The following is an 11,626-nucleotide window of genomic DNA, read 5'->3' as shown; positions in this document are numbered from 1 at the left end:
AAGGGATGATTGCGCGGCGCCGGGCTGACGAGATAGCGGCCGCGCTTTCCGCCGACGGCCTCATCCTGCGCGGCGGCTTCAATTTCGCAACAAGCGAAACGCCGCCGCATGGCCCTTCAGCCGCCCCTGCCAAATCCGTGCTATTGGTCGGGCAGGCGGGAGCGGCACCCTGGCCGCATTTCCTGCGCTGGCGCGACCGGCAACCGCAAACCATTGCTAATCCGCTCGACACATGGTCGCGCGAAGTGATCGGTGCGGTGGCGGAGAAATTCGGCGCGCGCGCCGTTTCGCCTTCGGACAGACCTTATCTGCCGTTCCAGCAATGGGCGATGCGAGCGGAGGGGCTGAGACCGTCGCCGCTGGGCATCCTGATGCATCCGCAGTACGGGCTCTGGCATGCCTATCGCGGCGCGTTGCTGTTCGAGGATGAGATCGCGCTTCCTGAACGTCGCGAAGCGATTCACCTTTGCGACGCCTGTGTCGCAAAACCTTGCCTGAAATCCTGTCCGGTTGATGCCTATTCGGTCGATGGTTTCGCTCATCAGGCTTGCCTGGCGCATGTGCGGGGATCGAAGGGCGAACCATGCCGCGGCGGCGGCTGCCTCGACCGCAACGCCTGTCCGTATGGCACGGCCCATCGCTATCCGCCTGAGGTTCAGGCCTTTCACATGACGGCGTTTGCTGGCCTGTAGCCGGGTCGAAAGCCCGCACAAAGTGTTGAACGGGATTGTCAGGGAACGGCTTGCCCTGACAATGCCTGCTTATATGTATCGCACGACAATCTACGGGCGCGCCATGGCGAAGCAGGACATTGAGATAAAAACCGAGGACGGCGTAGCGAAAGCCGGGCTGTTCCGTTCGGCGACCGCTTCCCCGTCCAGGGCCGGTGTCATTCTCTATATGGACGCCTTCGGTCCGCGACCGGCGCTCGACGCAATGGCGGAGCGCCTGGCTGGCGAGGGCTGTGCGGTGCTGGTGCCGGATCTTTTCTATCGCAACGCACCCTACGGGCCGTTCGAGCCCAAGACCGCTTTCGTCGTCGAGGAGACCAAGGTCGCGCTGACGGCGTTGGTCCACGGCACGACACAGGACATGACCATTTTACCGCTGAAGGTGTCACCGGACCGGTCGGTGTCGTCGGTTACTGCATGGGCGGGGCGCGGGCTTTGAATGCGGCTGCAACCTATCCCGATCGCATCCTGGCGGCGGCAAGCTTCCATGGCGGCAATCTGGCCAGCGATGCCGCCGACAGCCCGCACCGCAAGGCTGCAATGATCAAGGCGCGGGTCTATGTCGGAACGTCTGGGGTGGACCGCAGTTTTCCGCCGGAGCAGTCGGCGCGACTGGCCGAGGCGCTGCGCGTGGCGGAGGTTGACCATTTGTTGGAGAACTATGCCAGCATGGCGCATGGCTGGTGCGTGTCGGATCACAGCGTCTTCAACGCGGCCGGCGCCGAGCGCCACTGGAAGCGACTGACGACGCTGTTCGCCGAGACGCTGATCTAACGAGGCGTTGCCTGAAGTCGCAACGAACGGGTAGAGACTGCACGATTGGCGCGGCCTGTTAAAACAGCGCCAGTCGAGCGGGAACGAACAGCCTGATGCAATCCTATGATGTCGTGGTGATCGGCGCCGGTGCGGCCGGAATGATGTGCGCCATCGAGGCGGGCAAGCGCGGCCGCTCGGTCCTAGTGCTCGATCACGCGACAAAGCCCGGCGAGAAGATCCGCATCTCCGGCGGCGGCCGCTGCAATTTCACCAACATCCATGCGAGCCCGAAGAATTTCATCTCGGGCAATCCGCATTTCTGCATTTCGGCGCTCAGCCGCTACACGCAGCGCGATTTCATCGGGCTCGTCGAACGCCACGGCGTCGCCTATCACGAGAAGACGCTGGGACAGCTGTTTTGCGATGGCTCGGCGCGGCTGATCATCGACATGCTGGTCTCCGAAATGCAGGATGGGGGCGTGGAACTTGCGCTGTCGACCGAGGTGAGGAACGTCAGCAAGGCCGCGGACGGTTTTGTGCTGACGCTCTCCACTGGCAGCGTCGCCTGCAATTCGCTGGTCGTGGCTTGCGGGGGCAAGTCGATCCCCAAAATGGGCGCGTCCGGTTTCGGCTACGAGCTTGCGGCGCAATTCGGCCTTGCGGTGTTGGAAACACGGCCGGCGCTCGTGCCGCTTACCTTCGACGCAAGAACGCTGGAGCGGCTGGCGCCTTTGGCCGGCAATGCCGTCGATGCCGAAGTCGCCTGCGGCAAGACGCGGTTTTCAGAAGCGATGCTGTTTACGCATCGCGGCTTGAGCGGGCCTTCCATCCTGCAAATATCGTCCTATTGGCGCGAGGGCGACGAGATCCGCATCGCCATGCTGCCGGGGAGGGATGTGGCGGAACTGCTTCGCGCCGCCCGGCGCGTCAACGGCAGGCAAGCGGTGCAGACGGTGCTTGCAAACCATTTGCCGAAGCGCCTTGCGCAAGCAGTCGCCGAGCGCAGTGGGATCGATGGCAATCTCGCTGATTTGACAGACCTGCAAATGAAAACCGTCGAAGCCGCCGTCAACGACTGGCGCATCAAGCCGGCCGGCTCCGAGGGTTACCGCACGGCGGAAGTGACGCTTGGCGGTGTCGATACCAACGGGCTCGATCAGAAGACGATGCAGGCGAAATCCGTGCCGGGGCTGTTTTTCATCGGCGAAGTCGTCGATGTCACGGGCTGGCTGGGCGGCTATAATTTTCAGTGGGCTTGGTCGTCCGGCTGGGCCTCGGGCCAGGTGTGCTGATATTCAGGTGAGGCCGGCCTGCAAACGACGGCTTTCTGTGCTTCCGGTGCTCGCGTACCAAAAGTACGCTCCGCTCCGGTTCTCGAAATCCATCGTTTTCGGCTCGGCCTGACCTGAATCTCAGCGCACCTGTTGCGCGTGCATCCGTCGCCTCGGAAAAAAATCTTTCCATAACCCCAAGGATTGGCCATTAGCCTTCGTCCAACAGGCAAATGATGGCGATGATGCTGGATGAAAGCGAAGCCTCCGACGCCGAATTGATCGGGCGGGCGAAGGGCGGAGACAGGGGTGCCTTCGGCAAATTGCTGGAGCGGCACTACGACTTCGTCTATCGCGCCGCCTATCGCTGGTGCGGAAAGAAGGCCGATGCCGAAGACATCGCCCAGGAGGTCTGTGTCCGTCTCGGCAAGGCGATCCGCGACTACCGCGGCGGCGGCGCGTTCACGACATGGCTCTATTCCGTGACGTTGAACGCGGCGCGCGACATGATGCGCAAGACGACGCGCGAAAACGTCAAGACCGAGGCTTTCGGCGCCTACAGCATGATATCGGGAGAGGCCTCGGCCGAACCTGAAGATCCCACTGAGGCGCTCTGGGCAGCGGTGCGGCAATTGCCGGACAAGCAGCGCGATGCAGTACTTCTGGTCTATGGCGAAGGTTTGAGCCATGCGGCCGCCGCCGAGGCGATGGCAATCTCGGAGACGACGGTTTCCTGGCACATCCATGAAGCGAAGAAACGGCTGAAGACGTTGATTCGTTCAGCCGGGGAAGTGTGACCATGGTCGACGACAACGAACTCAACAGGCTGCGCGACGCAGCAGTACCGGCGCCGGGCGAAAGCGCGAAGGCACGCGCCGTCGAAGCCGCCATGAGCGCCTATGATCAGGAAAATATTTCTGCCGTCACCCAAGGATCGGTCGGCGGGCTTCGTCTCACAGAGCGAGCACAAAAGCTCTGGAGCGAGATCATGCAGAAGAAACTCATCGCCACGCCAGCCATTGCCGGGCTCGTCGCCCTGCCGATCGCCGGATACGCCACCTTCCACATGCTGAGGGAACAGCCGTCGCCGTTCGGCGGCGACGAGAAGATTACCGAAACGCTGGCCGACAAGCCGGCAACCAATGGGCCGGCGATCAACGCGCCGGTAAAAGAAAAGCAGGCGCCCGAAGGCGACAAGAAGGCCGACGCCGATGTGCGAAGCCGCGACACCACTACGCCGCTTACGCCACCCGCGCCGCCGAAGCCCGAATCGACCGTTGCTGTCGCCCCGGCGCAGCAGGATGCGCTGGGGCGCGGCGTGTTGGCCGAGCCTGCGCCAGTTGAGAGCCGCGAGTTTTCGCTTGACGGCACCGCTGCTCCGGCCGGCGGCGCGCGGGTCGACCGCATGGCCGGCGCGACCGAGTCCAAGTACCTGGCGCAGCCTTCGACGATGCCGGCCGACCAGATAGCGCCGCAGGAACCAAACCGCGACCGCGTCGAGGATTTCAAGACCAATCCTGTGCATGCAGCGCTTCAGGATCCGGTCTCGACTTTCTCGATCGACGTCGACACCGCTTCATATTCCTTCGTCCGCGGCTCGCTGAAGCAGGGCTACCTGCCGCAGGCCGACACGGTGCGCGTCGAGGAGATGGTCAATTACTTCCCCTATGACTGGAAGGGGCCGGACTCGGCTTCGACGCCGTTCAATTCGACCGTCAGCGTCATGCCGACACCGTGGAACGGGCACACCAAGCTGATGCACGTCGCCATCAAGGGTTTCGACATCAAGCCGGTCGAGCAGCCCAAGGCCAATCTGGTGTTCCTGATCGACGTCTCGGGTTCGATGGACGAGCCTGACAAGCTGCCGCTGCTCAAGTCGGCTTTCCGGCTGCTGGTCAGCAAGCTCAAGGCGGACGACACCATCTCGATCGTCACCTATGCCGGTGACGCCGGCACCGTGCTGATGCCGACCAAGGTTACCGAGAAGGACAAGATCCTCAACGCCATCGACAATCTGTCGCCCGGCGGCTCGACGGCCGGCGAGGCGGGCATCAAGGAAGCCTACAGGCTTGCCCAGCAGTCCTTCGTCAAGGACGGCATCAACCGTGTGATGCTGGCCACGGACGGCGACTTCAATGTCGGCCAGACCGATGACGACGATCTGAAGCGGCTGATCGAGCAGGAGCGCAAGACCGGCGTGTTCCTGTCGGTATTCGGCTTCGGCCGCGGCAATCTGAACGACCAGATGATGCAGACCATCGCCCAGAACGGCAACGGCACCGCCGCCTATATCGACACGCTGGCCGAGGCCGAGAAGGTTCTGGTCGAGGATGCCTCCTCGACGCTGTTCACCATCGCCAAGGACGTCAAGATCCAGGTCGAGTTCAATCCAGACAAGGTCTCGGAGTACCGGCTGATCGGCTATGAAACCCGCGCCTTGAACCGCGAGGACTTCAACAATGACCGCGTCGATGCCGGCGATATCGGCTCCGGTCATTCGGTGACCGCCATCTACGAGATCACGCCGAAGGGCAGTGGCGGCGAGCAGATGGATCCGCTGCGCTACGGCCAGGCGACGGTCAACAATGGCGGCGTCGCCAATGCCGACGAATATGCATTCGTCAAGATCCGCTACAAGCTGCCGAACGAAGACGTCTCGAAGCTGATCACCACGCCGGTGACCTCGGCCAACGAGGTCGCGTCCTTCGACCAGGCCAGCACCGACCAGCGTTTCTCCGTCGCTGTCGCCGCCTTCGGCCAGAAGCTGCGCGACGAGGATGCGACCGCGAAGTTCGGCTACGACAAGATCATTGAGATTGCCACCGCCGCCCGAGGAGCCGACCCGTTTGGGTACAGGTCCGAGTTCCTTTCGCTTGTGCGCCTTGCCTCGGCGCTGGGCGGTAACCGGTAGTGGCAATAACGCCGGTTCCTTTCAGACGGGGGTCGTTCTGATACGGGGAACCGGCTACGGGCGGGTGAGGCAGGCCGGCGGGGGAAACCCTGCCGGCCTTTTTTCCGGGTACTGGCGATGTCCGGCCGATCATTAAATTGTGTGGCTTTTCCGGAACGTCATCGCAATGCTCCGAATGTTATCCCATGGTTAGGGACTGGGCTTGGGGAGCCGGGAATTGCAGATCATGAACATTGGAAACACGACGCCGGCGGTGAGACACACGCAGGCGTCGGGAACGCTGTCGCCAGAATCCAGGCGCATCATGGATGACGTCGACGCAGCCCGGAATACCGCAAAGTCGGCGCTGACCAATGACCGCTTTCGTGTCATGCTGGAGCAGATCGGCAATCCGCAGTCGTCGGGTGACCTGGTGACGATGAATGAAAGCGCCGACAGCACCGCCCTGGATTTCACGACGGCGCTATCGCGTTACGCTGAAAACAGCGAATAAGTTCGATATCAGGCCCGGCTGCGGCGGCGTTCGCGGCGGGCTTCGCTGGTCTCGGCGGTGTTTTCGGTCGCCACCTTGTTGCGCATCGGACCGATGCGCTCGACGATCCCCGCGACGGTCGGGCGTTCGGATTTGGTGTGCGCGTCGAGCGCCTTGCGCATGGCGGCAAGGTGCTGGAACGAGGTGCCGCAGCAGCCGCCGATGATCTTCGCGCCGCCATCCACCGCCAGCCGGACATAGTCGGCCATCAGCTCCGGCGTGCCGGAATAATGGATCTCGGTGCCACGAAATTCGGGAATGCCGCAATTGCCCTTGACGATCACCGTCGCTTCCGGCTTCGCCTCGGTCATGTCGAGCAGCGAGGCCAGGATGTCGGAGGCGCCGACACCGCAATTGGCGCCGACACCGAGCGGTGTCTCTGAAAGTCCGTCGACGACGCCGTGGATATCCCTGGGCAGCAGGCCCATCATGGTGCGGCCGGCAGTGTCGAACGAACCGGTATAGGTGTAGGGCAGGCCGACGCGGATGGCGGCCTCCGCCGCGGCGCGGATTTCGTCCGGCGCAGACATGGTCTCGATCCAGGCGACTTCGGCGCCGCCTTCCTTCAAGCCTTCGATCTGTTCGGCGAAGGCCTCGACCGCCTCGTCATAGGTCATGGCGCCGAGCGGCACCAGCAACTCGCCGGTCGGCCCGACCGAGCCGGCGACGATGACTTTCCTGCCGGCCTTGTCGGCGACCGCCCGGGCAATCTCTGCGGCGCGCTTGTTCAGCGCATGCACGCGGTCCTGCGCATGGTGCAGCTTCAGCCGGTGGCGCGTGCCGCCGAACGAGTTGGTGAGAATGATATCGGCGCCGGCGTCGACGAAATTCTGGTGCAGGCTGGTGATGGTGTCGGGCGCTGTCTCGTTCAGCAACTCCGGCGCTTCGCCGGCCTCCAGACCCATGGCGAACAGATTGGTGCCGGTGGCGCCATCGGCGAGCAGCACGCCCTTTTCGGCCAGCAGAGCATCGATGGGATTGTTCGCGGTCATCGGATCGACTTTCAGATATTTGAATGGAATAAGGATATAAAGAAGTCTTTATGTCCAGTCAATGTGTTTGCAACCTGCAATGCCGCGCGGCGCGCCTTTCCGGGGCGTTGGCGATCAGGCAGAACCCGATGGAAATGACGCGCCGGCCAGATTGCGCGCGTAGGCGGCGGCCTCATGCGGGTTGATGTCCGCGGCCCGGATCAGATTGTCGAAATGCTGGGTCAGCGCCTGTACCGGCTGGGTGGCGTTCAGCACGACATACATGTCGCCGACATAGATGGCGGCGCGATAAGGGCCGAAGATGGTCAGCGGGATGGAATAGCGCATGCGGCCGTCATAGAGGAACAGGCGGAAGGTGGGGTAGAGATCGTCAAGCAGCGTCGCCATATGGGCAAGCTGCTGCCGGCGGTCAGCCTCGGGAAAGCGGTCCCAGACGCCCAGGCCGCGGGCAAAGATCTCAAGCGTATGGCGCGGCATGCAGACCTCCATGTCGGTCTCAGGGCGCCGGTTGTACTCGATGCGGTACTGCGTCTCGCAGGCCTGCGCCAGACGGCTGCGGTTGGTGATGTTGGCTTCGTAGTCGACCAGCTGGCGTGTGCGCAGGAGATCGGGAATGCCGGCCGGCACATAGCGGATCTTGGTGCCTGCGGCCTCGGCGAACCATTTGGCGAGCAGCGTGCGGTCGAAGCCGTCGGGCGCCTCTTCGATCTCCAGGCTTTCGCGGATTTCGCCGGTGACGCCTTCATCCTGGGAGAGGCCGAGCAGCCAGTCCAGCGAGATCTTGAATTCGGCGGCGATGTTGAGCAGCGTTTCGGCACGTGGCAGGCGCGTCGAGGCGCCGGACATCAGTTGCGACAGCGCCGACCGGTCGATGCCGACTGCAGACGCGAAAGCTGACTGGTTGAGATCGGACCGTGTCAGGAGCAGCTTCAGGCGCTCCCGGAAGATTGCCGAAAGGTCCCGTTTGTCCACTGTTCGTTCTCCGCACTCTCTTAGGAAAAATTTGCGCCCGAGCCGTCGAATCAGCACTTCCAGCGTAAATGAATCCGTAGGGGTGTTTACAATGTATAACATCTGCGGCCAAAAATGCGCAATCGCAACATTTTGTACACTTTGTCTCGTTGAGCGGAATCGCTTCTCCTGACACTATGCTGTCAGGAACCAATTCCGGCGACTGAGGGGCAGTGGTCGATAGCATGACAGGCAAGCGCATCAAACGACGCGACGCAGCGGCCATCGAGTGGCCGACCGTGGTCCTCGCTTTCTTCTGTTACGGAATGTGGCTCGCTGCCGGGCTCCTGCTCTGGCCCTCTTATCCGATCCCGGCACTTCTTCTCCTCGGCTTCATCCTGGCCTTGCAGTCGTCGATCATGCACGAAGTGCTGCATGGCCATCCGACGCGCAGCGCGCTCATCAACGAAGCCTTCGTCTTCCTGCCGATCGGCCTGGTCTGGCCGTTCCGTCGCTTCAAGACGCTTCATTTGCGCCACCACGCCGACGAGCGCCTGACCGATCCGCTCGACGATCCCGAGAGCTATTACCAGGCGCTGTGGATGCATGACGATCTGCCGCCGACGATGAAATTCCTGCTCAAGATCAACAACACCATGGCCGGCCGTTTCTTTCTCGGCCCCTGGCTGTCCTGCATCGGTTTCTTCGTCGACGACGCCAGGCATGTGATTGCCGGCGACAAGGTGATCGGCAAGGCATGGCTGCTGCATGCGATCGGCCTCGCCTTCGTGGTGCCGATCGTGCAGTTCGGCTTCGGCATTCCGGTATGGCTCTACATTCTGGTGCCGGTCTGGCTCGGCCAGTCGCTGATCGCGGTCCGGACTTTCGCCGAACATCAGTGGTCCGAGCACCCTGAAGGACGCACGGTGATCATCGAGCGCTCGCCGCTGTCGTTCCTGTTCCTCAACAACAATCTGCACTTCGTTCACCACAAGACGCCGACGGTTGCCTGGTACAGACTTCCAAAACTGTTTGCCGACCGCCGCGACGAGTGGCTGCGGATGAACAATGGCTACGCCTATCCGAACTATTTCGCACTGATCAAAGCCTACGCCTTCAAGGCCAAGGAGCCGATCGTGCACCCGGTGCTGCGCCGCCAGCCCGAGCCGGGCAGGGCGTTCAAGCCGCGCATCAGGGCGCGCAGCATCAGCGGGCTTGGCAGCGCGCCGGTTCCGGCCGAGCCGCCGAAGGAATAATCCCCGGACTTCCCGAACCCGTGTCGGCCAATTCTGATTGGACGCCGCGTTTTTGCGATCCTTTCCCGAGCCATGATGATTGAGTGTCGGCATGAGTGATTTGGTTGCGGCATTGCCGATGTATGACTGGCCCGAAGTGCGTGGCGAGGTCGACGCGCAATGGGCAGCGTTGCGCGATGCTTTTCGGCACAAGGGCGTCGATGGGCCGCAGACAATCGTGCGCCGCAATGGCGACCTGCCGCCGGTGCCGGGCGGTATCCACGACGCCGAGGGCAGACTGATCGCGCCCGATCCGGCGATACTGCCGCCGGACGAACTCGACCATCACCAGCTTTGGCTGCATCCGGCGCTGCTGTTCGCGCAGACCTGCTGGGGGCCGATGGAACTCGGCCTGAGCAAGCATGTGCAGGTGGTCGGCCAGCCGAGCTACGACGCTTACGAGGGCGGCGAAGGCGAACTCTATTCGAGCGCGCTGGTGATGCGGACGGGCGAGGGACCGGAGGTTCGCTCGCCCGCGGATGGCAAAGCCTTGCTGCCGCTCGATCTGATGCGTGGCAAGTGTTTTACCTACAACAGCCTCGATTCGATGTCGGGCATCATCGCGCTGACGCGCGACCTGCAGGCCGCCGGCGAGAGCATGGATATGTTTCCCTCGCGCAGCGAGAGCGGTGGCCATCGCGGCTCGATCGTCGCGGTCGCCGAGGGCAAGGCGGATATAGCTGCCATCGACTGTGAGAGCTGGGCGCTGGCGCAGCGTTTCGAGCCTGCGGCAAACGCCGTGAAGGTCGTCGGCTGGACGGCAAGGCGCAAAGGCCTGCCCTACATCACCGCCAGGACGACGCCGGAAAAGACGCTCAAGGCTCTGCGCGAGGCGCTTGCCGGATCAGCCGAGCAGCCTCGCATCCAACGGGTAGGTTGAAAGCTGCTCGTTACCGGTCTCGGTGATCAGGATCTGTTCCTCGATCTTGACGCCCTCATGGTCGCCGAGACGGCCGATATAGCTTTCCACGCACAGGACCATTCCCGGCTCCAGCACGCCATCGGGCGTGTCCGGCGTCCAGTCGCTGGCATGTGGCAGGGTTGGATACTCGTCGGCGAGGCCGACGCCGTGATAGAGCACGCCGTAGCGCGCCGGGAAGCAATCTCCCGGCGGCACCACGGAGCGTTCGACCAGGTCGCGAAAGGACATGCCGGGCTGCATCAATTGCGTGTTGTGGGCGATCTGGTCGGCGGCAATGCGGAACAGGTCGCGCTGCTCGTTCGACGGCCTGGCGTCACCGCAAAGCCAGGTGCGCGAGAGATCGGCGCAGAAGCCGTAGGGGCCGATCAGGTCGGTGTCGAAGGCGACGAGGTCGCCTTCCTCGATCACGCGCGATGAGCATTCCTGGAACCACGGATTGGTGCGCGGCCCCGAGGCCAGCAGCCGGGTCTCGATCCATTCGCCGCCGCGCGCAATGTTGCCGCGGTGGAGTTCGGCCCACAATTCGTTTTCGGAAATGCCCGGCTTCAACGCCGCTTCCATCTCGCCCATCGCCGCCTCGCAGGCGACGATGGCGCGGCGCATGGCGAGGATCTCGTCCGGCGATTTGATCAGCCGCGCATTTTCCATCACCGCTTCGCCATTGCCGATCGAAATGCCGAGCCGGGCGAGTTCCTCGACGCCTTCCGGGTTGATGTGGTCGACCGCAATGCGGCTGTTGCCGCCGCCATGCTCCTTGACCAGATCGGCGATGCCGGCCGCCCAGCGGCGGACTTTGTGCTCGGTCAGCTCGCCGCCATAGAGATACATCCACGACACTGCCGGCCGCACCTCGTCGACGACGCCGGAATGATCGGACAGATGCTCGCAGGAGAAATAGTCGAACAGCACCACGGGTCCCTCAGTGGCGACGAAGCAGTGGCGGGTCGGATTGTGCGCGACCCACAGCTGCATGTTGGTCGAATCGGTGGCGTAGCGGATGTTGACGGGGTCGTAGAGCAGCGCGCCGGCGTAGTTTCGGCGCCTCAGTTCGGCGCGGAGGCGCTCGAGCCGGTATTTGCGCATCGCGGCAAGATCGGGCGCGGCGATGCCTGCCGCTTGCCATTCGGCTTCAGCCAGCGCGCCATAGCCCAGCAGATGCTGGTTCAGCGACGCCGCCTTCTGGCGCGATGTTTCGCGCAAGGCTTCGACGGAGCCGGGCTCGAACGGCATGATCTTGCGGTGACGGCCGAACCCTTGTTTCTCCA

10 protein-coding genes and 1 pseudogene are annotated in these 11,626 nt (G+C 63.1%); 8 read left to right on the top strand and 3 right to left on the bottom strand.

What is annotated here, in order from left to right; translation table 11 throughout:
- Window positions 1-5 precede the first annotated feature (5 nt).
- The 6 genes and pseudogenes from AC3CCE_RS21730 (at window position 6) to AC3CCE_RS21705 (ending at window position 6,162) form a co-directional block, all read left to right on the top strand.
- On the top strand, window positions 6-692 hold the full coding sequence (locus AC3CCE_RS21730; RefSeq protein WP_352519673.1) for a 4Fe-4S dicluster domain-containing protein: 687 nt from the start codon (window positions 6-8) through the stop codon (window positions 690-692).
- A gap of 103 nt (window positions 693-795) precedes the next feature.
- Window positions 796-1,505: pseudogene (locus AC3CCE_RS21725) on the top strand (dienelactone hydrolase family protein).
- 95 nt (window positions 1,506-1,600) lie between these two features.
- Window positions 1,601-2,779 (top strand): BaiN/RdsA family NAD(P)/FAD-dependent oxidoreductase, encoded by a 1,179-nt coding sequence (locus tag AC3CCE_RS21720; RefSeq protein WP_352625900.1) that lies wholly within the window; start codon window positions 1,601-1,603, stop codon window positions 2,777-2,779.
- A gap of 215 nt (window positions 2,780-2,994) precedes the next feature.
- The gene (locus tag AC3CCE_RS21715) at window positions 2,995-3,555 is read left to right on the top strand and encodes an RNA polymerase sigma factor (RefSeq protein WP_023688122.1); all 561 of its coding nucleotides are present in this window, start codon (window positions 2,995-2,997) and stop codon (window positions 3,553-3,555) included.
- Between the two features lie 2 nt (window positions 3,556-3,557).
- The gene (locus AC3CCE_RS21710; RefSeq protein WP_352625901.1) at window positions 3,558-5,669 is read left to right on the top strand and encodes a vWA domain-containing protein; all 2,112 of its coding nucleotides are present in this window, start codon (window positions 3,558-3,560) and stop codon (window positions 5,667-5,669) included.
- Window positions 5,670-5,895: 226 nt separating this feature from the next.
- Window positions 5,896-6,162, top strand: coding sequence for a hypothetical protein (locus AC3CCE_RS21705; RefSeq protein ID WP_023724232.1), 267 nt, complete (start codon window positions 5,896-5,898; stop codon window positions 6,160-6,162).
- Between the two features lie 8 nt (window positions 6,163-6,170).
- On the opposite strand, the gene bmt is transcribed toward AC3CCE_RS21705, so the two are convergent.
- Together bmt and AC3CCE_RS21695 are read right to left on the bottom strand one after the other, a co-directional pair.
- Window positions 6,171-7,193, bottom strand: a complete 1,023-nt coding sequence (gene bmt, locus AC3CCE_RS21700; RefSeq protein ID WP_023688124.1) for a betaine--homocysteine S-methyltransferase — start codon at window positions 7,191-7,193, stop codon at window positions 6,171-6,173.
- 114 nt (window positions 7,194-7,307) lie between these two features.
- Window positions 7,308-8,165 (bottom strand): helix-turn-helix domain-containing protein, encoded by an 858-nt coding sequence (locus AC3CCE_RS21695; protein ID WP_352625902.1) that lies wholly within the window; start codon window positions 8,163-8,165, stop codon window positions 7,308-7,310.
- Between the two features lie 224 nt (window positions 8,166-8,389).
- Between AC3CCE_RS21695 and AC3CCE_RS21690 the strand changes: the two genes are divergently transcribed.
- Together AC3CCE_RS21690 and AC3CCE_RS21685 are read left to right on the top strand one after the other, a co-directional pair.
- Window positions 8,390-9,400 (top strand): fatty acid desaturase, encoded by a 1,011-nt coding sequence (locus AC3CCE_RS21690; RefSeq protein ID WP_352625903.1) that lies wholly within the window; start codon window positions 8,390-8,392, stop codon window positions 9,398-9,400.
- A 91-nt stretch (window positions 9,401-9,491) separates the two neighbouring features.
- Window positions 9,492-10,319 carry a phosphate/phosphite/phosphonate ABC transporter substrate-binding protein gene (locus AC3CCE_RS21685; RefSeq protein WP_023751607.1) on the top strand — a complete coding sequence of 276 codons (828 nt, stop codon included), beginning with the start codon at window positions 9,492-9,494 and terminating at the stop codon, window positions 10,317-10,319.
- On the opposite strand, the gene AC3CCE_RS21680 is transcribed toward AC3CCE_RS21685, so the two are convergent.
- Window positions 10,284-11,591 (bottom strand): M24 family metallopeptidase, encoded by a 1,308-nt coding sequence (locus AC3CCE_RS21680; RefSeq protein WP_352625952.1) that lies wholly within the window; start codon window positions 11,589-11,591, stop codon window positions 10,284-10,286. The two genes, AC3CCE_RS21685 and AC3CCE_RS21680, sit on opposite strands and share 36 nt — an antisense overlap.
- Window positions 11,592-11,626: the final 35 nt, after the last annotated feature.

The organism is Mesorhizobium sp. P160187 (assembly GCF_057766425.1).
This window is presented reverse-complemented; position numbering and strand designations above follow the sequence as displayed.